We start from the raw sequence: 23,668 nt of genomic DNA, 5'->3' as shown, positions 1-23,668 counted from the left end.
CTTTATGGGCTGCTGCCCAGGTTAAAACTACGGCGCCGGTTGAAGCCTGCGCCGTAGCATCTACGGGTACAACGGTCCTGCGATTACAGCCTGTATCACACGCCGCTTTGCAGCAGCATGTTACGCACGTGACCGATGGCCTTAGTCGGGTTCAGGCCTTTCGGACAGACGTTGACGCAGTTCATGATCCCGCGGCAGCGGAATACGCTGAACGGGTCATCCAGCGAAGCCAGACGCTCGGCAGTCTTGGTGTCGCGGCTGTCTGCCAGGAAGCGGTACGCTTGCAGCAGAGCAGCCGGGCCCAGGAACTTGTCCGGGTTCCACCAGAAGGACGGGCAAGAGGTCGAGCAGCAAGCGCACAGGATGCACTCGTACAGACCGTCGAGCTTTTCACGCTCTTCCGGGGTCTGCAGACGTTCGATGGCCGGAGCCGGCGTGTCGTTCTGCAGGAATGGCTTAACCTTTTCGTATTGCTTGTAGAAGATGCTCATATCGACGACCAGGTCACGGATAACCGGCAAACCTGGCAGAGGACGAACGATCAGCTTGTTACCTTTTACGACAGCGGACAGCGGCGTGACGCACGCCAGACCATTTTTGCCGTTGATGTTCATGCCGTCGGAACCGCAAACACCTTCACGGCAAGAGCGACGATAGGAGAAACCCTCGTCCTGCTCTTTGATCAGGGCCAGCACGTCCAGCACCATCAAGTCTTTACCGTTGGTATTGACCTGGAATTCCTGCATGAACGGCGCGGCGTCCTGATCAGGGTTGTAGCGATAAACACTGACTTGCAACATGGCGGCCACCCTTAATAAGTCCGAATCATTGGTTCAAAGGTCGGGACTGTTTTTGGCGAGAAGTTCACGGCACGCTTGGCGACGCGCTTCTCACCCGGGAAATACAGGGTGTGGCACAGCCAGTTAACGTCATCGCGCTCTTCGAAGTCTTCACGGGCGTGCGCACCGCGGGACTCTTTACGGATCTCTGCGGCGATGGCGGTAGCTTCGGCCACTTCCAGCAGGTTCTGCAGCTCCAGGGCTTCGATACGGGCGGTGTTGAACGCCTGGCTCTTGTCATTGATCTTGACGTTGGCGATACGGCTACGCAGATCAGCCAGCTGGGCAATACCCTTCTGCATGTATTCACCGGTACGGAATACACCGAAGTAGTTCTGCATGCAGCTTTGCAGTTCTTTACGCAGAGTGGCGACGTCTTCGCCTTCGGTACGCGAGTTCAGGCCATCGAGACGAGCCAGGGCTGCGTCGATGTCGGACTGGCGAGGACGGGCGTAATCAACGCCTTCTTTCAGGGTCTGCTCCAGGAACAGACCGGCCGCACGGCCGAACACCACCAGGTCGAGCAGCGAGTTGCCGCCCAGACGGTTGGCACCGTGAACCGATACGCAAGCCACTTCGCCCACTGCGAACAGACCAGGAATGATCTGGTCAACGCCTTCGGCGTCCTGGGTGATTGCCTGGCCATGAATGTTGGTGGCAACGCCGCCCATCATATAGTGGCAGGTTGGAACGACCGGAATCGGCGCCACGGCTGGATCGACGTGGGCGAAGGTCTTGGACAGTTCCATGATGCCTGGCAGACGGCTGTGCAGAACTTCTTCACCGAGGTGATCGAGTTTCAGCATTACGTGGTCGCCATCCGGACCGCAACCGTTGCCGGCGATGATTTCTTTAACCATCGAACGGGCAACAACGTCACGACCTGCAAGGTCTTTGGCGTTCGGAGCATAACGCTCCATAAAACGCTCGCCGTGCTTGTTGATCAGGTAACCGCCTTCACCGCGGCAACCTTCAGTAACCAGTACACCGGCGCCGGCGATGCCGGTCGGGTGGAACTGCCACATTTCAATGTCTTGTACCGGCACGCCAGCACGCAGAGCCATGCCGACGCCGTCACCGGTGTTGATCAGCGCATTGGTGGTGGACGAGTAGATACGGCCTGCACCGCCGGTCGCCAATACGGTGGCGTTAGCGCGGACGTAGGAAGTTTCGCCGGTTTCGATGCAGATGACGATCATGCCGACAAAGGCACCGTCTTCGTTCTTCACCAGATCGACGCCGTAGTATTCGTTGAGGAATACGGTGCCGGCCTTCAGGTTGGCCTGGTACAGGGTGTGCAGCAGCGCGTGACCGGTACGGTCGGCAGCGGCGCATGTACGTGCAGCCTGCCCACCTTTACCGAAGTCTTTCGACTGACCGCCGAACGGACGCTGATAGATGCGGCCCTGTTCGGTGCGGGAGAACGGCAAGCCCATGTGCTCGAGTTCGAAAACTGCTTCCGGGCCTACGGAACACATGTATTCGATAGCGTCCTGGTCACCGATGTAGTCGGAACCCTTGACGGTATCGTACATGTGCCAGCGCCAGTCATCGTTCGGATCTGCCGAGGCGATGGCGCAGGTGATGCCACCCTGGGCGGATACAGTGTGCGAACGAGTCGGGAAAACCTTGGTAACTACGGCAGTCTTGTGACCACCTTGTGCCAGTTGCAGCGCAGCGCGCATGCCAGCACCGCCGCCGCCAATAATAATGGCGTCGAACGAAAGCGTATTAACTGTAGTAGACATGAATCAGATACCCCAAAGAATCTGCACACCCCAGACGAAGTAGGCGAACATCGCAACGCCGCATACTGCCTGGAAGAGGAAACGTATTGCAGTCGCGGACTTGCCGAACGCCATTGGCGTCAGGTAGTCGGTCGCGATGGTCCACATGCCGACCCAGGCGTGAGCGCCGAGGGCAACGAGGGCCAGGAGACTGAAAATACGCATCCAGTTGCTTGCGAACAGTTCATGCCATTGGGCGTAGCCGATGCCAGGGTTGGCGACGACGTATCCGATCAGGAAAATGAAGTAAGCCGCGAGAACGACCGCAGACACACGTTGTGCCATCCAGTCATAGAGGCCCGAACGGGACAGGTTCGTGACGTTAGTTACCATATCCAAACTCCTGCCAGAACGATCACCACCACGGAAACGGCGATAACGATTTTCGAGCCCAGTTTGCCGCCTTCAAGCGACTCGCCGATGCCCATGTCCATGATCAAATGGCGCACACCGGCAACCAGGTGATACAGCAAGGCGGACAGGATGCCCCAAATCACTAGCTTGGCTAGCGGACTGGTCAGACACGCTTTCACCTGACCGAAGCCTTCTTCCGAGTCGAGCGACTTGTCCAATGCATAAAGCATGATGGCCAGGCTGACAAAGAGGATGATTCCGGAGATTCGGTGAAGAATGGACGTGTAAGCAGTGACTGGGAGTTTGATGGTCCTTAGGTCTAGGTTTACAGGTCGTTGGCTATTCACGGCTTTTTTTCACACTGAAGAGCCCCTAACAATCAGGGCAAAGTTGTTGGGGAGTGCACTGGTCAGGTACCCACCACCCAGGGAGTGCGACCCCCAATAAAGCAGGCCCAAAAGCCCCTGGCGGTCGGAGGCCGAGTATAGACAGTTAGGCTACTAATGACAACGCGTTCACCTTCCCCTAATAGCGCATTGCACAAGTTGGATAAAAGGCGTAAATGGCAGTCAATTTCGAGGAAAAAGTCCGGTTAAAGCCTTCTGGAGCAAGACTTTAGGCAAATTGACATTCGAATTTATCTCACTATAGTGGTGCGGGCCCTGCGTGGGGGGTCTGTCTGATGATTTCAAGCATAAATAGGAGGCCACATGGCTGACAAAAAAGCGCAGTTGATCATCGAGGGCGCAGCCCCCGTCGAGCTGCCCATTTTAACCGGCACCGTTGGTCCCGATGTTATCGATGTTCGGGGCCTGACGGCCACGGGCCGTTTCACCTTTGACCCTGGTTTCATGTCGACAGCTTCCTGCGAGTCGAAGATCACCTATATCGACGGCGACAACGGCATTCTGCTGCACCGCGGTTACCCGATCGAACAGCTGGCTGAAAAATCGGACTACCTGGAAACCTGCTATCTGCTGCTCAACGGCGAATTGCCGACCGCAGAACAGAAGGCCCAGTTCGTCAGCACCGTGAAGAACCACACCATGGTTCACGAGCAGCTGAAGACCTTCTTCAACGGCTTCCGTCGCGACGCTCACCCAATGGCCGTCATGTGCGGCGTAGTCGGCGCCCTCTCGGCCTTCTACCACGACTCCCTCGACATCAATAACCCACAGCATCGCGAAATTTCCGCGATCCGCCTGGTTGCCAAGATGCCGACCCTGGCAGCGATGGTTTACAAGTACTCCATGGGCCAACCCATGATGTACCCGCGCAACGACCTGACGTACGCGGAAAACTTCCTGCACATGATGTTCAACACCCCGTGCGAGATCAAACCGATCAGCCCGGTGCTCGCCAAGGCCATGGACAAGATCTTCATCCTCCATGCCGACCACGAGCAGAACGCATCGACTTCCACCGTACGCCTGGCCGGCTCTTCGGGTGCCAACCCGTTCGCCTGTATCGCCGCCGGCATCGCTGCACTGTGGGGCCCTGCCCACGGCGGCGCGAACGAAGCTGTTCTGACCATGCTGGATGAAATTGGCGATGTGTCGAACATCGACAAGTACATCGCCAAGGCCAAGGACAAGAACGATCCGTTCAAACTGATGGGCTTCGGTCACCGGGTTTACAAAAACCGCGACCCACGCGCTACCGTCATGAAGCAGACTTGCGACGAAGTACTGAAGGAACTGGGGATCAAGCACGACAAGCAACTCGAACTGGCCATGCGCCTGGAAGAGATCGCGCTGACCGACCCGTACTTCATCGAACGCTCGCTGTACCCGAACGTCGACTTCTACTCGGGGATCATCCTCAAGGCGATCGGCATTCCAACCAGCATGTTCACCGTGATCTTCGCTTTGGCGCGGACCGTCGGCTGGATCTCCCACTGGAAAGAAATGCTCTCCAGCCCGTACAAGATTGGCCGTCCGCGCCAGCTGTACACCGGCTACGAGTCGCGTGACATTACCAAGCTGGAAGACCGCAAATAAGACCTGTCTTGCGATAACGTCTTAAAGCTGTACCGGGAACGGCCTCTATTTATATAGAGGCCGTTTTTGTTTGTGCGGTCTCAGATGTCTCAGCGGCCTGAGGGCCGACTGGTTTTTTGGTTGGGTACATATCCATTTCTGCGGTAACGGCGACTTATGGTTTCGCTCTTACAGCGAGCCCCTTTTTCAAACGCCGGAGTGCCGGCCCAGCAAAAAGGAACCAAAAGGCTTCGCCCCGGCGTTCGGCCTGCCGAAGGGGCGAGAGGTCAAGATCAAGATCAAGATCAAGATCAACGTCAAAAGCCAAAGCCAAAGCCAAAGCCAAAGCCAAAGAAACCTACCACCTGTAGGAGCGAGCCTGCTCGCGATGGCGGTGTGCCAGACAAAGCAATGTTGATTGAACCACCCCATCGCTAGCAGGCTCACTCCCACAAAAAAGCAAATCGGCATACGGCTTTTGCTTTTCACCACTCATCAGGCCGAGCGTTAGCTCGCCTGCAGCTCTTGATTTTGATCTGCCCGCCCCTTCGGGAGGCTGAGTGGAGGTGTTTATCTGGGGGGAGGCGCGTAGCGCCGTGCGGCGAAGCCGCACACATCGAGAGGAGGTCGAAGCGAAGCCGACCGGAGGCGATGCCCCCAGATGAATGCCGGAGCGAAGGAACGCCGAGCCCAGGCGAGGGGCCGGACGTTGGGGCGAAGCGTTTTGGTTCCTTTTGGGCGTTTGCAAAAGGGACTCGCTGTAAGAGCGAAACCGCCAGCAGCCGTTACCGCAGAAATGGATATGTACACCTGAGAGAGACAGGTCGGCTACCAGGCCGCCTTCGCGAGCAAGCCCGCTCCCACAGGGTCAGCGCAACACCCAACAAAAAAAAATGCCCCGATCTCTCGACCGGGGCATTTTTCGTTTAACGCAACTTACACAGACAAACTCGAAGCCTTAGTGAGAAACCGCCCCACTCGCCCCCAAACCAGTCTGCGAACGAACAAACTGCGGGAAAAACAGCGCTCGCTCATTAACGCCAGCCGCGGACTTGTCAGTGATCGAGAAGAACCAGATCCCGATAAACGCAATGGCCATGGAGAACAGCGCCGGGTACTCATACGGGAAGATAGCCTTCTCGTGATGCAGGATCTGCACCCAAATGGTTGGCCCAAGCACCATCAAACCAACGGCACTGATTAGCCCCAACCAGCCGCCAATCATCGCACCACGTGTGGTCAGCTTCTTCCAGTACATGGAAAGCAGCAGCACCGGGAAGTTACAGCTCGCCGCGATGGAGAACGCCAGGCCCACCATGAACGCGATGTTCTGGCTTTCGAACAGAATGCCCAGGCCGATCGCCAGCACCGCCAAAGCGATGGTGGTGATTTTCGAGACACGGATCTCGTCCTTCTCGTTGGCCTTGCCTTTCTTGATCACGCTGGCATACAGGTCGTGAGACACCGCCGAAGCACCAGCCAGGGTCAAACCGGCAACCACTGCCAGAATGGTCGCGAACGCTACCGCCGAAATGAATCCCAGGAAAATACTGCCACCCACCGCGTTGGCCAGGTGCACCGCCGCCATGTTGTTGCCGCCCAACAGCGCGCCAGCCGCATCTTTAAAGGCCGGGTTGGTGCTGACCAGCAGGATCGCGCCAAAGCCGATGATGAAGGTCAGGATATAGAAGTAGCCAATGAAGCCGGTTGCATACAGCACGCTCTTGCGAGCTTCTTTTGCGTCACTCACGGTGAAGAAGCGCATCAGGATGTGCGGCAGGCCAGCGGTACCGAACATCAGTGCCAGCCCCAGGGAGAACGCGGAGACCGGATCTTTCACCAGACCACCCGGGCTCATGATCGCTTCGCCTTTGGCGTGAACCTTGATCGCCTCGGAGAACAGCGTGTTGAAGTCGAAGTTGACGTGCTTCATCACCATCAGCGCCATAAACGAGGCACCGGACAGCAACAGCACTGCCTTGATGATCTGCACCCAAGTAGTCGCCAGCATGCCGCCGAACAGCACGTACATGCACATCAGGACGCCGACCAGGATCACTGCCACGTGGTAATCCAGACCGAACAGCAACTGGATCAGCTTGCCGGCCCCGACCATTTGCGCGATCAGGTAGAACGCCACCACCACCAGCGAACCGCAAGCGGACAGCGAGCGAATCTGGGTTTGCCCAAGGCGGTAGGACGCCACATCGGCAAAGGTGTACTTGCCCAGGTTACGCAGGCGCTCGGCGATCAGGAACAGAATGATCGGCCAGCCCACCAGGAAGCCGATCGAGTAGATCAGGCCATCGTAGCCGGAAGTGAACACCAGGGCGGAAATACCCAGGAAGGACGCCGCGGACATGTAGTCACCGGCAATCGCCAGACCATTCTGGAAACCAGTGATCTTGCCGCCGGCCGCATAGTAGTCGGCCGCCGAGTTATTTTTCTTGGAGGCCCAGTAGGTGATATACAAAGTCGCGCCGACGAACGCCACGAACATCAGAATCGCGGCGACGTTCAGCGGTTGTTTCTGAACCGCGCCGGTCAGGGCTTCAGCCGCCCAGGCACCCGGTGCGAATGCTGCAACGCTCAATAGAGCCAATAGACGCCGGATCATTGCTGAGCCTCCTTGAGAATCAGATTGTTCAGGTCGTCGAATTCGCCATTGGCGCGTCGCACATAGATTGCAGTCAGGATAAAGGCCGAGAGAATCAGCCCGACACCAATCGGTATCCCCCAGGTAATCGAAGACTCGGGGCTGATTTTCGCCCCCAGAATATGCGGCCCGTAAGCAATCAAAAGGATGAATCCGGAGTAAAGCCCAAGCATGATCGCCGAAAGAATCCAGGCGAACCTTTCTCGCTTACTAACCAGCTCCTTGAAGCGCGGGCTGTTTTGAATCGAGAGGTAAATGCTGTCGTTCATTGTTTTTATCCTCGCAGCACAGATGAAGTTGGAACGTTATCCACTCTATGCGGCTGCGGGGCAGGTTCCAGACGACCTTAGTATTAGAACGACATGACAGAATCGCCATTTTCTGGTGTGACGCAACTTTTGTAGGAGCCAGGCTTGCCGGCGAAGGCGTCCTCACGATCGCTTTCGCCGGCAAGCCTGGCTCCTACAAAAAAACAAAAGGCCCCTTGGCAATATGCCAAGGGGCCTTGATAGTGGCTGACTAGAGCCGTCAGCTCAAATCACTTGATCCAGTCTGCAACGCGCTCAGGGTGTTTGGCCACCCAATCTTTCGCCGCGGCTTCAGGCTTGGCGCCGTCTTGAATCGCCAACATGACTTCGCCGATTTCGTCTTTCGAGGCCCACTGGAAGTTCTTCAGGAACTTGGCAACTTCCGGTGCCTTGGTCGCCAGTTCTTTGCTGCCAATGCTGTTCACGGTTTCAGCCGCGCCATAAACGCCTTTCGGGTCGTCCAGGAAGCGCAGTTTCCACTTGGCGAACATCCAGTGCGGCACCCAACCGGTGACGGCAATGGATTCGTTTTTCTTCTCGGCACGGGTCAGCTCGGCGATCATGCCGGCGCCGGAACTGGCCTTGAGTTGATACCCGGTCAGATCGTAATCCTTGATCGCCTGCTCGGTTTTAAGCATCACGCCCGAACCGGCGTCAATGCCGACGATGCGTTTTTTGAAGCTGTCGTCCGTTTTCAGATCGTCAATGGTTTTGGCCTTGACGTATTCCGGCACGATCAAGCCGATTTTTGCATCTTTGAAGTTCGGACCGTAATCGACGACTTGATCCTTGTTCTTGGTCCAGTATTCGCCGTGAGTCACCGGCAGCCAGGCGGACAACATGGCGTCGAGTTTGCCGGTGGCCACACCCTGCCACATGATCCCGGTGGCGACGGCTTGCAGTTTCACGTCATAACCCAGCTTTTGCTTGATCACTTCGGCGGCCACATGTGTGGTCGCGACGCTATCGGACCAACCGTCAACGTAACCGATGCTCAGGGTTTTGCTCTCGGCATTGGCAAATGTGGAGCCAATCGCAAGCACCAGAGCGGCACCTGCGCCTAAAAGTCGTCGCATCTTCATCGTTACTTCCCCGAAAGTGCTGCGCTCGACGGGTGCCGAGTCGCGTCAACGTATTGTTATGGTGCACAGCGCCCCCATCACGCCCACCGCAAACTCGTTCGAACATCAGCGTGATTTTCTAAGAGAGCACTGATGCCTCGATAATCAACCTGACGACAACCGCGACCTGTGCTGTCAGCGACCTCAAGGCATCGAGAAACGACATCAGAACGCCATTAATCACGACCGCCTCGAATGCGCCGGCCAATCCGCCCGAACTTTGCATGTCAAAATTATGCAAGCCCCCTAGGGCGGGGCAAATGAAGGTAACATGCGCGGCTTTGCTCCCAGACGGCCTGACCATGCCCGCGACATCCCGCTTTCCTTTTCCGGCTTATCTTTTCGCTTGCTTGCTGGGGCTGTTTGCCCTCGGCGGCTTCTGGTACGGCCTCGGCAAACCGGTGATCCTGCCGGACGTGGCCAGCGCGACGCACAAGCTGCAATGCGCCTCCTATACCCCGTTCGACAAGGACCAGTCGCCGTTCGACGTGCCGTTCAAGTTGCGCCCCGAGCGCATGGACGCCGACCTCGCGCTGCTGGCCAAAAGCTTCGAGTGCATCCGCACCTATTCCATGACTGGCCTCGAGGCGTTGCCCGATCTGGCGCGCAAGCATGGTCTGAAACTGATGATCGGCGCCTGGGTCAACAGCAACCCGGTGGACACCGAGAAAGAAGTCGACCTGCTGATCGCCTCGGCCAACGCCAACGCAGACGTGGTGTCCTCGGTGATCGTCGGCAACGAAACCCTGCTGCGCAAGGAAGTCACGGGTACACAGCTGGCGAAGCTGATCAATAAGGTCAAAAGCCAGGTCAAGCAGCCGGTCACTTACGCCGATGTCTGGGAGTTTTGGCTCAAGCACCCGGAAATCGCCCCGGCGGTGGATTTCCTGACCATCCATTTGCTGCCGTACTGGGAAGATGATCCCTCGAATATCGACGCCGCGCTGCAGCATGTGGCCGAAGTGCGTCAGGTGTTCGGCAACAAATTCGCGCCCAAGGACGTGGTGATTGGCGAAACCGGTTGGCCGAGCGAAGGCCGTCAGCGCGAAACCGCCCTGCCGAGCCGGGTTAACGAAGCCAAGTTCATTCGCGGTTTTGTCATCATGGCCGAGCAGCAAGGCTGGCATTACAACCTGATCGAAGCCTTCGACCAGCCGTGGAAACGCGCCAGCGAAGGTGCGGTCGGTGGTTACTGGGGGCTGTTCGATGCCGATCGCCAGGACAAAGGCGTGCTGGCCGGTCCCGTGTCGAACGTGCCGTACTGGTCGCAGTGGCTGGCCGTTGGCGGCTTGATCTTTGTCGGCACGCTGATCCTTGGCGGGCGTGTACGCACCACTCGTGCTGCCTTGGTGTTGCCGCTGCTCGGCGCACTGGCGGCTTGCTCGATTGGCGCTTGGGGCGATCTGGCGCGTGTCACGACGCGCTTCGCCAGTGAATGGTTGTGGGTGGCGTTGCTGACGGGGCTGAATCTGCTGGTGCTGGCGCATGCCGCATTGACGCTGAGCGCTCGCACCGGTTGGCGCGAGCGTGCATTCAGTGCACTGGAGCGTCGAGCGGGCTGGCTGGTCGCCGCGGCAGGGTTTGCGGCGGCGGTGATGATGCTGGAGCTGGTGTTCGATCCGCGCTATCGCAGTTTCCCGAGTGTCGCCTTCATACTGCCGGCGCTGGTTTACCTGTGCCGCCCGGTGAGCGTGCCGCGCCGTGAAATCGCCCTGCTGGCCTTCATCATCGGCGCCGGCATTGCACCGCAGCTGTTCCGTGAAGGGTTGCAAAACCAGCAAGCCTGGGGTTGGGCGCTTGTGAGTGTTTTGATGGTTGCCGCATTGTGGCGCAGTTTGCGGGTTCGCAAGGCCTGATCTTCAGCGCCGCTGCCGGCCTCATCGCGGGCAAGCCACGCTCCCACAGGGTTCTTCAGCGTATACAGATTTTGTGTACGACGAAGATCCTGTGGGAGCGTGGCTTGCCCGCGAAGACGGACTGTCAGGCGCTACGAGACGCCCGAACCAGACGCAACCCCGCAATCACCACCGCAAAAACGGCCAACGTCGTGTTGTACAACGCCAGCGCCGGAAACCCGAACACCAGCGCCAGCACCGCCAGCCACCACCCGCCCCGGCCCGGCACGACAAAACCGATAATCGCGGCGCCCAAAGCAGCGTAGCCCAATACCTTGAAGTGAATCATCCAGCCCAGGTTCGAACGGACCTGGCATTCCCAACGGCTTGCCTCGTCCACGCAGATGCCAACCCACTGCGCATCCTCCATGAAGCCATAACGCGCGCCATAACTGGCAACGAGCCATAACGGCAGCAAAACGAGTAACAAAATCACGGGCAGACGGCGGGACATGAAGCACTCCAGTAAACGAAAACGGCGGCCAGCTTAATCCCCCGACAGCGTCAAGCAAACGCGCGCAACAGATAATTGCTCACCAAATAGCTGCAAAGTGTATCGTCCAACTACTATTGATCCGAAATTCGCCCTGATTGGTGCCGCAGCATGGCACTTTGGCGCAAACCCCGTGGTCATAGCCTGCGAACTTCATTCGGCACCTTCCTCTAAGGGATCTAGTCATGCTCCGTTCCTTGCGCTTCGCCGCCCTGTTTGGCGGCCTTATTTTGAGTGCGTCCGCGCTGGCGGTCGATATCGACGCCGCCAGTTATGGCTACCCCTTGACCAACCCTTTCGAGGCGACCATCGCCACAACTCCGCCGGAACTGCGTCCGGAGTTGCCACTGGATGACGACATCAATCAACAGACACGCAGCGTGACTCTGCGCCCGGAGCGTGAATTCCAGTTGCCGGACAACTTCTGGCCGGTAAAGAAGCTGACCTACCGCATCGCCACGCAAGACAAGGCCGCGCCGCTGATCTTCCTGATCGCCGGCACCGGCGCGCGTTATGACAGCAGCCTCAATGAATACCTGAAAAAGCTCTACTACAAGGCCGGCTATCACGTGGTGCAACTGTCGTCGCCCACCAGTTTCGACTTTATGAGCGCGGCTTCACGCTTTGCCACACCCGGTATCACCAAGGAAGACGCCGAAGACATGTACCGGGTGATGCAGGCCGTGCGGGCGCAAAATCCGAAAGTGCCCGTCACCGATTACTACCTGACCGGCTACAGCCTGGGCGCACTGGATGCGGCATTTGTCGCGCACCTGGACGAAACCCGCCGCAGCTTCAACTTCAAGAAAGTCTTGCTGCTCAACCCGCCCGTCAACCTCTACACCTCGATCTCCAACCTGGACAAGCTGGTCCAGACCGAGGTCAAGGGCATCAACAACAGCACCACTTTCTATGAACTGGTGCTGAACAAGCTGACCCGCTACTTCCAGCAAAAAGGCTACATCGACCTCAACGATGCGCTGCTCTACGACTTCCAGCAGTCCAAACAACACCTGACCAACGAACAAATGGCCATGCTGATCGGCACCTCGTTCCGCTTTTCGGCGGCCGACATTGCCTTCACTTCGGACCTGATCAACCGTCGCGGCCTGATCACGCCCCCGAAATACCCGATCACAGAAGGCACCACCCTCACGCCATTCCTCAAACGTGCGCTGCAGTGCGACTTCGACTGCTACCTCACCGAGCAAGTCATACCGATGTGGCGCGCCCGCACCGACGGCGGCAGCCTGCTGCAACTAATCGACCAGGTCAGCCTGTACGCGCTCAAGGATTACCTGCAAGACAGCCCGAAAATCGCCGTCATGCATAACGCCGACGACGTGATCCTCGGCCCTGGTGACCTGGGCTTCCTGCGCAAGACCTTCGGCGACCGTTTGACCGTTTATCCACTGGGCGGCCATTGCGGCAACCTTAACTACCGCGTCAACAGCGACGCCATGCTGGAGTTTTTCCGTGGCTAAATACCTCCTGCTTATCGCTGCGTTACTCTGTGCAGGCGTCGCCAATGCCGACAACAGCAAAGCCAACGCACCTGTCGTGGTCGACAGTGACGGTTTCAAGGAACCGCTGAGCAAACTCAAGTTCAACCCGGGGCTGGATCAGCGCGAATTCGAACGTTCCACGCTCAATGCGCTGAACGTCTACGACCCGCTGGAAGAGTGGAACCGCCGGGTTTATCACTTCAACTACCGCTTCGACCAATGGGTGTTCCTGCCGGTGGTCGACGGTTATCGCTACATCACGCCGAGCTTCCTGCGCACCGGGGTGAGCAACTTCTTCAATAACGTCGGCGATGTGCCGAACCTGATGAACAGCCTGCTGCAGTTCAAAGGCAAGCGGTCGATGGAAACCACCGCGCGCCTTCTGCTCAACACCACCATCGGCATCGCCGGCCTGTGGGACCCGGCCACCGCCATGGGCCTGCCGCGCCAGAGCGAAGACTTCGGTCAGACCCTGGGCTTCTACGGTGTACCGGGTGGCGCCTACTTCGTGCTGCCGATCCTCGGCCCTTCAAACATCCGCGACACGGGCGGCCTGGTGGTGGACTTCAGCGCCGAATCGGCGATCAACTTCCTGAACGTCTCGGAAGTCAGCTCCAACCATCCTGAGGTCTGGGTCCTGCGCGGTGTCGACAAGCGCTACCAGAACAGCTTCCGCTACGGCCAACTGAACTCGCCGTTCGAGTACGAGAAAGTGCGCTACGTGTACACCGAGTCACGCAAGTTGCAGATTGCCGAGTAAATACGGCGGCAACAAAAAAGGCCATTCGATGCAGATCGAATGGCCTTTTTCATGGGGATTTTTCAAACAACACAAAACCAATGTGGGAGCGGGCTTGCTCGCGAAAGCGATCTGTCAGTTACATCAATGCTGAATGTGCCGCCGCCTTCGCGAGCAAGCCCGCTCCCACATTTTTTGGACAGTGTCCGGCTTCAGCCTTTCAGCGCCTTGTAGAGTTTGCTGACGACCATCACGCCAGCCAACACAATGGCACCGGCCACAATCCCCGCCACCGCATTCAACAACGTAGGCACGATAAACCCGGCACCGCCCGCCCCTGCGCTGACGCTTTCAATCCAGTGATGAACCACCGGCACGCCGTGGGTCAGAATCCCGCCGCCCACCAGGAACATCGCCGCCGTGCCGATCACCGACAGGCTTTTCATCATGTAGGGCGCTGCGCGCAGAATCCCGCCACCAATGCTTTTGGCCATCTGCCCAGGCTTCTGGGTCAGCCACAGACCGAGGTCATCGAGCTTGACGATGCCCGCCACCAGGCCATAGACACCGATGGTCATGACGATGGCGATACCCGACAGCACGATGACCTGCTGGGTCAACGACGCATCCGCCACGGTGCCGAGGGTGATGGCGATGATTTCCGCCGAGAGGATGAAGTCAGTGCGGATGGCGCCCTTGATCTTGTCCTGCTCGAATGCCACCAGATCGACCGCCGGATCAGCCACCGCCTCGACCAGTTGCGCGTGCTCGGCCTGGTCTTCAGCCTTGCTGTGCAGGAATTTGTGGGCGAGTTTCTCGAAACCCTCGAAACACAGGTAGGCGCCACCGACCATCAACAACGGCGTAACCAGCCACGGAACGAATGCGCTGATGGCCAAGGCCGACGGCACCAGGATCAACTTGTTGAGAAATGACCCCTTGGCCACCGCCCAAACGACCGGAATTTCCCGCTCGGCACGAACGCCACTGACCTGCTGGGCATTGAGCGCGAGATCGTCGCCGAGTACGCCCGCGGTCTTCTTGGCGGCCATCTTGGTCATCAACGCCACATCGTCCAGAACGGCGGCGATGTCGTCGATCAGCAACAGCAAACTGCTTCCTGCCATGAATCAGGTTTCCTTCTTGAATGGATGCCGCGCAGCATAGCGCGACCGAGCGCCACACGGGGCATTCTTGAGCGCCGCGCGAGGCCGGTGCTACCATGCGCAACCGCCAGAACAGGCAAGGAACCCCCTGGTTTATGAGCACTATCCGCGAGCGCAACAAAGAACTGATCCTGCGTGCCGCCAGTGAAGAATTTGCCGACAAGGGCTTCGCTGCGACCAAAACCAGTGACATCGCAGCCAAGGCGGGATTGCCCAAGCCCAACGTCTATTACTACTTCAAATCCAAGGAAAACCTCTACCGCGAGGTCCTTGAAAGCATCATCGAACCGATTCTGCAGGCTTCGACGCCGTTCAACGCCGACGGCGTGCCCAGCGAAGTGCTGAGTGGCTACATTCGCTCAAAAATCCGCATCTCCCGCGACCTGCCCTTCGCCTCTAAAGTGTTCGCCAGCGAAATCATGCACGGCGCCCCGCACCTCAGCGCCGACCTGGTGGAACAGCTCAACGGCCAGGCCAAGCACAACATCGACTGCATCCAGACCTGGATCGACCGCGGCCAGATCGCCCCGATCGACCCTAACCACCTGATGTTCAGCATCTGGGCCGCGACCCAGACCTATGCCGACTTTGACTGGCAGATCTCGGCCATCACTGGCAAGGCCAAGCTGGATGAAGATGACTATGAAGCGGCGGCGCAGACGATTATTCGGTTGGTGCTCAAGGGGTGTGAGCCGGATCATTAAGATTACGGTGACTTTATCGCTAGCAGGCTAGCTCCCACATCGGATCTATGGTGTTCACAAATCCCCTGTGGGAGCTAGCCTGCTAGCGATGAAGACGACCTGGATTCAGCTCAAACCCAAATAGCATCCCACAGTGGATAGTCGCCCAGTTTCTCAACCAATCCGGCGCGCAATGGGTTGGCCACGACATACCGCGCCACCTTCACCAAATCCTCTTCCCGCCGCAGAGCACGGTCATGAAAGCCTTTCTGCCAGAGATTGACCTTGAGGCCAGTGAACTGATTCACCGCTTTGGTGCTCAGTGATTTGGTCTTTTGCATCAGGTCACCCAACGATCCCTGCTGTAACTCGACCAGCCAATGGAAATGATCGGGCATGACAACCCAGGCCAGTGAATTCGCGATGCCTTGATCCTGAGCGCAGCGAAATTGATTAACCACCACTCTACCCAAGGTGAGGTCTTTGAATATTGGCTTTCGATCGTGTGTATTGGTAGTCAGCAAGTAAATCCGATTGGATTCGGTATAGCGGCCAATGCGCAAGCGATTTGAAGCGGGTAGATCAGGCATTCCTTTGCCCCTTGCATGATTAATTCATCTGGAAGGCTAGACCTGATATCACCCAAGGGCGGGGCATACATTTAGCTGGATGTGTCTGGTAGTCCGTCATCGCTAGCAGGCTAGCTCCCACACTGGATCTCTGTGAACACGAAATTCGTGTGCGACAAACATCCCCTGTGGGAGCCAGTCCTGCTGGCGATGGCGATAGATCAATCAATCAATCAATACAGAATCAGGCCGTCACCCCCGCATCCGCCCGCAACCCCACCGCCTCGATCGCACTGATCGCACACTGCTCGTCAACATCCGACAGATCCCCGCTGATGCCCACCGCCCCCAGCACATTCCCGTCCTGATTCCGAATCAGCACACCGCCCGGTGCCGGCACGACGCTGCCCTGCCCCAGGCTGTTCAGCGCGGCGAAGAATGCCGGGCGTTGCTGGGCGTCCAGTGCCAGCAGACGTGAGCCTTTGCCGAGGGCGATGGCGCCCCAGGCTTTGCCGATGGCGACTTGCGGGCGCAGCAGGCTGGCGCCGTCTTCGCGCTGCAATGTCATCAAGTGCCCGCCGGCATCCAGGACCGCGATGGTCAGTGGTGCCGCAGAGATAGCACGCCCTGCAGTGATGGCCTGATTGATCAGGTTGACTGCAACTTTCAAGGTTAAAGCGCTCATGGTGCCGTCCTCATTTTGTTTTAGGGAAAGCGGTGGACTGCGCGGTTGTGCCGCAGTCCGATGCAACAAATAGAACACAATGAGTTATTCTTTTGTATACAATAATTCTCGAAAAGCGCCACATGCGACGAAAAGCCACAGCAGGCTGGGCTTCCGACGAATGAAACAGTTGCTTGAGAAAATGGATTGACCTGCGCCGTCCGCCGTGAATAAACTCTGCGCAAAGCCACTTGTATACAATTACAAAACGTAAGAGGCACAAAACCATGAGCAAAATGAGAGCAATCGAAGCCGCCGTTCTGGTGATGCGCCGTGAAGGGGTTGATACCGCTTTTGGCATCCCGGGCGCCGCGATCAACCCGCTGTACTCCGCCTTGCAGAAGGTCGGTGGCATCGATCACGTCCTCGCTCGCCACGTTGAAGGCGCCTCGCACATGGCCGAGGGCTACACCCGCACCAAGGCCGGCAACATCGGCGTGTGCATCGGCACCTCCGGCCCGGCCGGCACCGACATGGTCACCGGGCTCTACAGCGCCTCGGCCGACTCGATCCCGATTCTTTGCATTACCGGCCAGGCCCCCCGCGCCCGTATGCACAAGGAAGACTTCCAGGCTGTCGACATCACCGCGATCGTCAAACCAGTGACCAAGTGGGCAACCACCGTCATGGAGCCGGGCCAGGTGCCTTACGCGTTCCAGAAAGCCTTCTATGAAATGCGCTCCGGCCGTCCAGGCCCGGTGCTGATCGACCTGCCGTTCGACGTGCAGATGGCTGAAATCGAATTCGACATCGATGCCTACCAACCACTGCCGCTGGCCAAGCCAACCGCTAACCGTGTGCAAATCGAGAAGGCCCTGGCCATGCTCGATCAGGCCGAGCGTCCATTGCTGGTCGCCGGTGGCGGCATCATCAATGCCGACGCCAGCGAGTTGCTGGTGGAGTTCGCCGAGCTGACCGGTATCCCGGTGATCCCGACCCTGATGGGCTGGGGCACCATCCCGGACGATCACCCATTGATGGTCGGGATGGTCGGTCTGCAGACATCGCACCGCTACGGCAACGCCACCCTGCTGAAGTCCGACGTGGTGTTGGGCGTCGGTAACCGTTGGGCCAACCGCCACACCGGTTCGATCGATGTGTACACCGAAGGCCGCAAGTTCATTCACGTCGACATCGAGCCGACGCAAATCGGCCGCGTGTTCAACCCGGACCTGGGCATCGTCTCCGACGCCGCAGCCGCGCTGACCGTGTTCATCGAAGTCGCTCGCGAATGGCAAGCCGCCGGCAAGCTGAAGAACCGCAGCGCCTGGCTGCAAGACTGCCAGCAGCGCAAAGCCAGCCTGCAGCGCAAGACTCACTTCGACAACGTGCCGGTCAAGCCGCAACGGGTTTACGAAGAGATGAACCAGGTGTTTGGCAAAGACACTTGCTACGTCAGCACCATCGGCCTGTCGCAGATTGCCGGCGCGCAGTTCCTGCACGTCTACAAGCCGCGTCACTGGATCAACTGCGGTCAGGCCGGCCCATTGGGCTGGACCATTCCGGCGGCGCTGGGCGTGGTCAAGGCTGATCCGACCCGCAAAGTCGTGGCACTGTCGGGCGACTATGATTTCCAGTTCATGATCGAGGAATTAGCGGTGGGCGCGCAGTTCAAGCTGCCGTACATCCACGTTGTGGTAAACAATTCGTACCTGGGGCTGATTCGTCAGGCTCAGCGTGGTTTCGACATGGACTACTGCGTGCAGCTGTCCTTCGACAACCTGAACGCTCCGGAACTCAACGGTTACGGTGTCGATCACGTCGCGGTCGCCGAAGGCCTCGGCTGCAAGGCGCTGCGTGTGTTCGAACCGGGTCAGATCCAGCCTGCTCTGCGCAAGGCTCAGGAAATGATCGAAGAGTTCAAGGTGCCGGTGATCGTCGAGATTATTCTGGAGCGCGTGACCAACATTTCCATGGGCACCGAGATCAACGCCGTCAACGAATTCGAAGACCTGGCGCTGGTCGGCAACGATGCGCCGACCGCGATTTCGTTGCTGGATTAACAGCTGAACGCTCCTTGTGTAGGAGCGAGGCTTGCCCGCGAAGGGGTCGTACCATTCAACATTGATGTCGACTGACACGACGCCTTCGCGGGCAAGCCTCGCTCCTACAGGGGGACCACACACATACGGGAGACCACCATGCCGCGTTTCGCAGCCAACCTGTCCATGCTGTTCACTGAGCAGGATTTTCTTGCCCGTTTCGAAGCGGCCGCCAAGGCCGGCTTCAGTGGTGTCGAATACCTGTTCCCCTACGACTTCAGCTCTGCCGAGATCAAGGCCAAGCTCGACGCCAATGGTCTGACCCAGGTGCTGTTCAACCTGCCGGCCGGTGACTGGGCCAAGGGCGAACGCGGTATCGCGTGCCTGCCGGACCGGGTCGAAGAGTTCCGCGCCGGTGTCGATCTGGCGATCGCTTACGCGAAAGTCCTGGGCAACACCCAGGTCAACTGCCTGGCGGGTATCCGTCCACAAGGCGTCGACGATGCCACCGTGGAAAAAACCTTCGTCGCCAACCTCAAGTACGCCGCCGACAAGCTGCAAACGGCGGGTATCAAACTGGTGATGGAAGCGATCAACACCCGCGACATCCCGGGTTTCTACCTGAACAACACGGCGCAAGCCCTGTCGATTCGCGAGCAGGTCGGCAGCGCCAACCTGTTCCTGCAATACGACATCTATCACATGCAAATCATGGAGGGCGACCTGGCCCGCACTATGGCTGCGCACCTGGGCGAGATCAACCACATCCAGTTGGCCGACAACCCGGGGCGCAACGAACCGGGCACCGGTGAAATCAACTACCGCTTCCTGTTCGAACACCTGGACCGGATTGGTTATCAGGGGTGGGTCGGCTGTGAATACAAGCCGCTGACCACCACTGAAGCGGGCCTGAGCTGGCTCAAAACCCATAACGCGATCTGACCTGTCGCCGCGTCATCGTTCTTCGCGGGCAAGCCTCGCTCCTACAGGATCAGGTTGATACGCAATAGGGTGACAGACACGCACCCGTAGGAGCGAGGCTTGCCCGCGAAGGCGTCCTCGCTGACACCCACGAATTTTGCGAACAGAGCAATAAAAACAAGAGGAATTTCTCATGGCTAAAATCGGATTTATCGGCACCGGCATCATGGGCCACCCAATGGCGTTGAACCTGCAGAAAGCCGGTCACAGCCTGTTCCTGTCGGCGCACCACGACCCGGCGCCTGCTGACCTGATTGCCGGTGGTGCCGTCGCCCTGGCGAACCCGAAAGAAGTCGCGCAAGAAGCCGAATTCATCATCGTCATGGTGCCGGATACCCCGCAGGTCGATGACGTGCTGTTCCGCGCCGACGGTGTTGCGGCCGGTGTTGGCAAAGGCAAAGTCGTGATCGACATGAGTTCGATCTCGCCGACGGCCACCAAAGCCTTCGCTGCCAAAATCAACGAAAAAGGCGCTCAATACCTCGACGCGCCCGTGTCTGGCGGTGAAGTCGGCGCCAAGGCCGCGACCTTGAGCATCATGGTCGGCGGTGATGCCGACGCCTTCGAACGCGCGCTGCCGCTGTTCCAGGCCATGGGCAAGAACATCACCCTGGTGGGCGGTAACGGCGACGGTCAAACCGCCAAAGTGGCGAACCAGATCATCGTCGCGCTGAACATTCAGGCCGTGGCCGAAGCGCTGCTGTTCGCCTCGAAAAACGGTGCCGATCCAGCCAAGGTGCGTGAAGCGCTGATGGGCGGTTTTGCTTCGTCGAAGATCCTCGAAGTTCATGGCGAGCGCATGATCAAAGGTACCTTCGATCCGGGCTTCCGCATCAGCCTGCACCAGAAGGACCTGAACCTGGCCCTGCAAGGCGCTAAAGAGCTGAACATCAACCTGCCGAACACCGCCAACACCCAGCAAGTATTCAGCACCTGCGCAGCGATCGGTGGCAGCAACTGGGACCACTCGGCGCTGATCAAGGGCCTGGAACACATGGCGAATTTCTCGATTCGCGATAAGTAACAAAGCCCTGCACAAAACCTGTGGGAGCGGGCTTGCTCGCGAAAGCGGCGTGTCAGTCAACATCTCTGTTGAATGTGAAGCCGCCTTCGCGAGCAAGCCCGCTCCCACAGGGAACCGAGTCGTTCTCCAATAACAAGAAATTCCCGGGAGCCCGCCATGTCGGTCGATCCGCAACAATTCCTGCGCGAGCTGTTTGCCACAGCCATCGACGCGGCCCATCCGCAGCAAGTCCTCGAAGCCCATTTACCCAAAGATCGCAGCGGTCGGGTGATCGTCATCGGCGCCGGCAAAGCCGCAGCAGCCATGGCCCAAGTGGTGGAGCGTTGCTGGCGGGGTGAAGTCTCCGGTCTGGTGGTCACCCGTTACGGTCACGGCGCCCCGTGCGAAAAAATCGAAGTCGTCGAAGCGGCTCACCCGGTGCCTGACGCCGCCGGTCAAGCCGTCGCCAAGCGGGTGTTTGAACTGGTCAGCAACCTGAGCGAAGACGACCGCGTGATCTTCCTGCTTTCGGGCGGCGGCTCTGCCCTGCTGGCATTGCCGGCGGCCGGCATCACCCTCGCTGACAAGCAATCGATCAACAAAGCGCTGCTCAAATCCGGCGCCACCATCGGCGAGATGAATTGCGTGCGCAAACACCTCTCGGCGATCAAGGGCGGCCGCCTCGGTAAAGCCTGCTGGCCGGCCACTGTTTATACCTACGCGATTTCCGATGTGCCGGGCGACCTCGCCACGGTCATCGCCTCCGGCCCTACCGTGGCCGATCCAAGCACTTCAGCCGAAGCCCTGGCAATCCTCAAACGCTACGGCATCGACGTACCGGCTTCGGTGCGCACCTGGCTGCAGAGCCCGGAATCGGAGACGGTCAAACCTGGCGATCCGAGCCTGGCGCGCAGTCACTTCCAGCTGATCGCCCGCCCCCAGCAATCGCTTGAAGCGGCCGCCGTGAAAGCGCGTCAGGCCGGTTTCAGCCCGCTGATCCTCGGCGACCTGGAAGGCGAATCACGCGAAGTGGCCAAGGTTCATGCCGGCATCGCTCGGCAAGTGGTCTTGCATGGCCAGCCACTGGCGACGCCTTGCGTGATTCTCTCGGGCGGTGAAACCACCGTCACCGTGCGCGGCAATGGCCGTGGCGGGCGCAACGCCGAATTCCTGCTGAGCCTGACCGACAGCCTCAAAGGCCTGCCCGGCGTCTATGCACTGGCCGGTGACACCGACGGCATCGACGGCTCCGAAGACAACGCCGGCGCCATCATGACCCCGGACAGTTACGCCCGCGCCGCCGCCCTCGGCTTGAGCGCCAGCGACGAGCTGGACAACAACAATGGCTACGGCTATTTCGAGGCGCTGGACGCCCTGATCGTCACCGAACCGACCCGCACCAACGTCAACGACTTCCGCGCCATCCTGATCCTCGAGAGCCCTAAAAATGACGCCTGATAAAAAGGTCAAAATCCTCGCCACCCTCGGCCCTGCCACCGACGGGATCGACGATATCCGTGAGCTGGTGCAGGCTGGGGTCAACATCTTTCGCCTGAACTTCAGCCACGGCGATCACGCCGACCACGCGCAGCGATATCAGTGGATTCGTGAAGTCGAGCGCCAGCTCAATTACCCGTTGGGCATTCTGATGGACTTGCAAGGCCCGAAACTGCGGGTCGGCAAGTTCGCTGAAGGCAAAGTGCAACTGCATCGTGGCCAGGCCCTGCGCCTGGACCTCGACCCGACGCCGGGCGATCAGCGCCGGGTCAACCTGCCACACCCGGAAATCATCGCCGCACTCGAGCCTGGCATGGACCTGCTGCTGGACGACGGCAAGCTGCGACTGCGCGTGGTCACCAAGTACGCCGACGCCATCGACACCACGGTGCTCAACGGCGGTGAGCTCTCGGATCGCAAAGGCGTGAACGTGCCGCAAGCGGTGCTGGAACTGAGCCCGCTGACCGCCAAGGATCGCCGCGACTTGAGCTTTGGTCTGGAGCTGGGTGTGGACTGGGTTGCGCTGTCGTTCGTGCAGCGGCCGGAAGACATCCGCGAAGCCCGCGAACTGATCGGCGACAAAGCGTTCTTGATGGCCAAGATCGAGAAGCCATCGGCGGTGACTCAGTTGCGGGAAATCGCCGAGTTGAGCGACGCGATCATGGTCGCGCGCGGTGACCTGGGCGTGGAAGTGCCGGCGGAAAGCGTGCCGCAGATTCAGAAAAACATCATCAGCTTGTGCCGCGAACTGGGCAAACCGGTGGTGGTGGCGACGCAGATGCTCGAATCGATGCGCTTCTCCCCTGCGCCGACCCGCGCCGAGGTGACCGATGTTGCTAACGCCGTGGCTGAAGGTGCGGATGCGGTGATGCTGTCGGCGGAAACCGCCTCCGGCGAGTACCCGCTGGAAGCCGTGCAGATGATGAGCAAAATCATTCGCCAGGTGGAAAACGGCCCGGATTACCAGGCGCAACTGGACGTGAGCCGGCCGAAGGCCGAGGCGACTGTTTCTGACGCCATCAGCTGCGCGATCCGCCGCATCAGCAATGTGTTGCCGGTGGCGGTGCTGGTGAATTACAGCGAGTCCGGCACGTCGAGTTTGCGTGCAGCGCGGGAACGGCCGACGGTGCCAATCCTCAACCTGACGCCGAACCTGCAGACGGCGCGCCGCTTGACGGTGGCGTGGGGCGTGCATTCGGTGGTCAATGATCGGCTGCGGCAAGTGGATGAAGTGTGCTCGACGGCGCTGGAGATTGCGCAGGCCCAAGGCATGGCCAAGCGGGGTGACACGCTGTTGATCACGGCGGGTGTGCCGTTTGGGCAGCCGGGGTCGACTAACTCGTTGCGAATAGAAACCCTGATCTAACAAATCACCCTGTGGCGAGGG

General features: G+C 58.9%; 21 protein-coding genes. 10 read left to right on the top strand and 11 right to left on the bottom strand.

What is annotated here, in order from left to right:
• Positions 1–95: 95 nt before the first annotated feature.
• Genes ACA051_RS09175 through sdhC form a run of 4 tightly spaced genes read right to left on the bottom strand, consistent with a single transcriptional unit; the run spans position 96 to position 3,327 of the window.
• On the bottom strand, positions 96–800 hold the full coding sequence (locus ACA051_RS09175) for a succinate dehydrogenase iron-sulfur subunit (protein WP_497298066.1): 705 nt from the start codon (positions 798–800) through the stop codon (positions 96–98).
• Between the two features lie 11 nt (positions 801–811).
• Complete coding sequence (sdhA, locus tag ACA051_RS09170) at positions 812–2,587, bottom strand: succinate dehydrogenase flavoprotein subunit (protein ID WP_497309280.1); 1,776 nt, start codon at positions 2,585–2,587, stop codon at positions 812–814.
• Positions 2,588–2,590: 3 nt separating this feature from the next.
• A complete protein-coding gene (gene sdhD / locus ACA051_RS09165; protein WP_007945134.1) occupies positions 2,591–2,959 on the bottom strand; it encodes a succinate dehydrogenase, hydrophobic membrane anchor protein in 369 nt (122 codons plus the stop codon).
• Positions 2,953–3,327 carry a succinate dehydrogenase, cytochrome b556 subunit gene (gene sdhC, locus ACA051_RS09160; RefSeq protein ID WP_010456855.1) on the bottom strand — a complete coding sequence of 125 codons (375 nt, stop codon included), beginning with the start codon at positions 3,325–3,327 and terminating at the stop codon, positions 2,953–2,955. Before sdhC ends, sdhD begins: the two co-directional genes overlap by 7 nt.
• A gap of 363 nt (positions 3,328–3,690) precedes the next feature.
• Between sdhC and gltA the strand changes: the two genes are divergently transcribed.
• Positions 3,691–4,980 carry a citrate synthase gene (gltA, locus tag ACA051_RS09155; protein ID WP_131062225.1) on the top strand — a complete coding sequence of 430 codons (1,290 nt, stop codon included), beginning with the start codon at positions 3,691–3,693 and terminating at the stop codon, positions 4,978–4,980.
• 937 nt (positions 4,981–5,917) lie between these two features.
• Here the strand turns inward: gltA and ACA051_RS09150 are convergent.
• The 3 genes from ACA051_RS09150 to ACA051_RS09140 all read right to left on the bottom strand — a co-directional run bounded on the left by ACA051_RS09150 (position 5,918) and on the right by ACA051_RS09140 (position 9,005).
• On the bottom strand, positions 5,918–7,576 hold the full coding sequence (locus ACA051_RS09150; protein WP_497309278.1) for a cation acetate symporter: 1,659 nt from the start codon (positions 7,574–7,576) through the stop codon (positions 5,918–5,920).
• Positions 7,573–7,884, bottom strand: a complete 312-nt coding sequence (locus ACA051_RS09145) for a DUF485 domain-containing protein (protein ID WP_154912287.1) — start codon at positions 7,882–7,884, stop codon at positions 7,573–7,575. Before ACA051_RS09145 ends, ACA051_RS09150 begins: the two co-directional genes overlap by 4 nt.
• A gap of 269 nt (positions 7,885–8,153) precedes the next feature.
• On the bottom strand, positions 8,154–9,005 hold the full coding sequence (locus tag ACA051_RS09140) for a glycine betaine ABC transporter substrate-binding protein (protein WP_497309276.1): 852 nt from the start codon (positions 9,003–9,005) through the stop codon (positions 8,154–8,156).
• 299 nt (positions 9,006–9,304) lie between these two features.
• Between ACA051_RS09140 and ACA051_RS09135 the strand changes: the two genes are divergently transcribed.
• Complete coding sequence (locus ACA051_RS09135; protein WP_497309274.1) at positions 9,305–10,900, top strand: glycoside hydrolase family 17 protein; 1,596 nt, start codon at positions 9,305–9,307, stop codon at positions 10,898–10,900.
• Between the two features lie 124 nt (positions 10,901–11,024).
• Here ACA051_RS09135 and ACA051_RS09130 read toward each other — a convergent pair whose 3' ends face one another.
• Positions 11,025–11,393, bottom strand: coding sequence for a hypothetical protein (locus ACA051_RS09130; RefSeq protein ID WP_497374440.1), 369 nt, complete (start codon positions 11,391–11,393; stop codon positions 11,025–11,027).
• Positions 11,394–11,617: 224 nt separating this feature from the next.
• On the opposite strand from ACA051_RS09130, the gene ACA051_RS09125 reads away from it, so the two are divergent.
• Both ACA051_RS09125 and ACA051_RS09120 read left to right on the top strand, forming a co-directional pair.
• Positions 11,618–12,916 carry a serine/threonine protein kinase gene (locus tag ACA051_RS09125; protein ID WP_497309271.1) on the top strand — a complete coding sequence of 433 codons (1,299 nt, stop codon included), beginning with the start codon at positions 11,618–11,620 and terminating at the stop codon, positions 12,914–12,916.
• A complete protein-coding gene (locus ACA051_RS09120; RefSeq protein WP_497374438.1) occupies positions 12,909–13,697 on the top strand; it encodes an MlaA family lipoprotein in 789 nt (262 codons plus the stop codon). The genes ACA051_RS09125 and ACA051_RS09120 overlap by 8 nt, the downstream gene beginning before the upstream one ends.
• Positions 13,698–13,888: 191 nt before the next feature.
• On the opposite strand, the gene ACA051_RS09115 is transcribed toward ACA051_RS09120, so the two are convergent.
• Positions 13,889–14,803, bottom strand: coding sequence for a DUF808 domain-containing protein (locus ACA051_RS09115; protein WP_497374436.1), 915 nt, complete (start codon positions 14,801–14,803; stop codon positions 13,889–13,891).
• A gap of 134 nt (positions 14,804–14,937) precedes the next feature.
• On the opposite strand from ACA051_RS09115, the gene ACA051_RS09110 reads away from it, so the two are divergent.
• Positions 14,938–15,546 (top strand): TetR/AcrR family transcriptional regulator, encoded by a 609-nt coding sequence (locus tag ACA051_RS09110; protein WP_497374434.1) that lies wholly within the window; start codon positions 14,938–14,940, stop codon positions 15,544–15,546.
• Between the two features lie 110 nt (positions 15,547–15,656).
• Here ACA051_RS09110 and ACA051_RS09105 read toward each other — a convergent pair whose 3' ends face one another.
• Together ACA051_RS09105 and ACA051_RS09100 are read right to left on the bottom strand one after the other, a co-directional pair.
• Complete coding sequence (locus tag ACA051_RS09105) at positions 15,657–16,115, bottom strand: REP-associated tyrosine transposase (RefSeq protein ID WP_497374432.1); 459 nt, start codon at positions 16,113–16,115, stop codon at positions 15,657–15,659.
• Between the two features lie 223 nt (positions 16,116–16,338).
• Positions 16,339–16,779 carry a GlcG/HbpS family heme-binding protein gene (locus tag ACA051_RS09100; RefSeq protein WP_497374430.1) on the bottom strand — a complete coding sequence of 147 codons (441 nt, stop codon included), beginning with the start codon at positions 16,777–16,779 and terminating at the stop codon, positions 16,339–16,341.
• A 266-nt stretch (positions 16,780–17,045) separates the two neighbouring features.
• On the opposite strand from ACA051_RS09100, the gene gcl reads away from it, so the two are divergent.
• From gcl to pyk, 5 genes are all read left to right on the top strand, one after another.
• Positions 17,046–18,821 (top strand): glyoxylate carboligase, encoded by a 1,776-nt coding sequence (gene gcl / locus ACA051_RS09095; RefSeq protein WP_497374428.1) that lies wholly within the window; start codon positions 17,046–17,048, stop codon positions 18,819–18,821.
• Positions 18,822–18,959: 138 nt separating this feature from the next.
• The gene (gene hyi, locus ACA051_RS09090) at positions 18,960–19,742 is read left to right on the top strand and encodes a hydroxypyruvate isomerase (RefSeq protein ID WP_497374426.1); all 783 of its coding nucleotides are present in this window, start codon (positions 18,960–18,962) and stop codon (positions 19,740–19,742) included.
• A 172-nt stretch (positions 19,743–19,914) separates the two neighbouring features.
• Positions 19,915–20,805 carry a 2-hydroxy-3-oxopropionate reductase gene (locus tag ACA051_RS09085; protein ID WP_497309258.1) on the top strand — a complete coding sequence of 297 codons (891 nt, stop codon included), beginning with the start codon at positions 19,915–19,917 and terminating at the stop codon, positions 20,803–20,805.
• A gap of 156 nt (positions 20,806–20,961) precedes the next feature.
• Positions 20,962–22,242: a glycerate kinase type-2 family protein gene (locus ACA051_RS09080; RefSeq protein ID WP_497309256.1), complete on the top strand. Its 1,281-nt coding sequence runs from the start codon at positions 20,962–20,964 to the stop codon at positions 22,240–22,242.
• A complete protein-coding gene (gene pyk, locus ACA051_RS09075; RefSeq protein WP_497309254.1) occupies positions 22,232–23,647 on the top strand; it encodes a pyruvate kinase in 1,416 nt (471 codons plus the stop codon). Before ACA051_RS09080 ends, pyk begins: the two co-directional genes overlap by 11 nt.
• The last annotated feature ends 21 nt before the right edge of the window (positions 23,648–23,668 follow it).

The sequence above is a fragment of the Pseudomonas sp. LBUM1669 genome (assembly GCF_059695705.1).
Note: the sequence above shows the minus strand (reverse complement) of the source record. Positions and strands in the feature narration are given on the sequence as shown.

Coding starts and splice junctions, on each gene's coding strand:
- gcl (WP_497374428.1), top strand. CDS start 17,046: ATGAGCAAAATGAGAGCAATCGAAGCCGCCGTTCTGGTGATGCGCCGT.
- ACA051_RS09140 (WP_497309276.1), bottom strand. CDS start 9,005: ATGAAGATGCGACGACTTTTAGGCGCAGGTGCCGCTCTGGTGCTTGCG.
- ACA051_RS09125 (WP_497309271.1), top strand. CDS start 11,618: ATGCTCCGTTCCTTGCGCTTCGCCGCCCTGTTTGGCGGCCTTATTTTG.
- ACA051_RS09105 (WP_497374432.1), bottom strand. CDS start 16,115: ATGCCTGATCTACCCGCTTCAAATCGCTTGCGCATTGGCCGCTATACC.
- gltA (WP_131062225.1), top strand. CDS start 3,691: ATGGCTGACAAAAAAGCGCAGTTGATCATCGAGGGCGCAGCCCCCGTC.
- sdhD (WP_007945134.1), bottom strand. CDS start 2,959: ATGGTAACTAACGTCACGAACCTGTCCCGTTCGGGCCTCTATGACTGG.
- ACA051_RS09175 (WP_497298066.1), bottom strand. CDS start 800: ATGTTGCAAGTCAGTGTTTATCGCTACAACCCTGATCAGGACGCCGCG.
- sdhA (WP_497309280.1), bottom strand. CDS start 2,587: ATGTCTACTACAGTTAATACGCTTTCGTTCGACGCCATTATTATTGGC.
- ACA051_RS09115 (WP_497374436.1), bottom strand. CDS start 14,803: ATGGCAGGAAGCAGTTTGCTGTTGCTGATCGACGACATCGCCGCCGTT.
- hyi (WP_497374426.1), top strand. CDS start 18,960: ATGCCGCGTTTCGCAGCCAACCTGTCCATGCTGTTCACTGAGCAGGAT.
- ACA051_RS09100 (WP_497374430.1), bottom strand. CDS start 16,779: ATGAGCGCTTTAACCTTGAAAGTTGCAGTCAACCTGATCAATCAGGCC.
- ACA051_RS09130 (WP_497374440.1), bottom strand. CDS start 11,393: ATGTCCCGCCGTCTGCCCGTGATTTTGTTACTCGTTTTGCTGCCGTTA.
- pyk (WP_497309254.1), top strand. CDS start 22,232: ATGACGCCTGATAAAAAGGTCAAAATCCTCGCCACCCTCGGCCCTGCC.
- ACA051_RS09150 (WP_497309278.1), bottom strand. CDS start 7,576: ATGATCCGGCGTCTATTGGCTCTATTGAGCGTTGCAGCATTCGCACCG.
- ACA051_RS09085 (WP_497309258.1), top strand. CDS start 19,915: ATGGCTAAAATCGGATTTATCGGCACCGGCATCATGGGCCACCCAATG.
- ACA051_RS09145 (WP_154912287.1), bottom strand. CDS start 7,884: ATGAACGACAGCATTTACCTCTCGATTCAAAACAGCCCGCGCTTCAAG.
- ACA051_RS09110 (WP_497374434.1), top strand. CDS start 14,938: ATGAGCACTATCCGCGAGCGCAACAAAGAACTGATCCTGCGTGCCGCC.
- ACA051_RS09135 (WP_497309274.1), top strand. CDS start 9,305: ATGAAGGTAACATGCGCGGCTTTGCTCCCAGACGGCCTGACCATGCCC.
- ACA051_RS09080 (WP_497309256.1), top strand. CDS start 20,962: ATGTCGGTCGATCCGCAACAATTCCTGCGCGAGCTGTTTGCCACAGCC.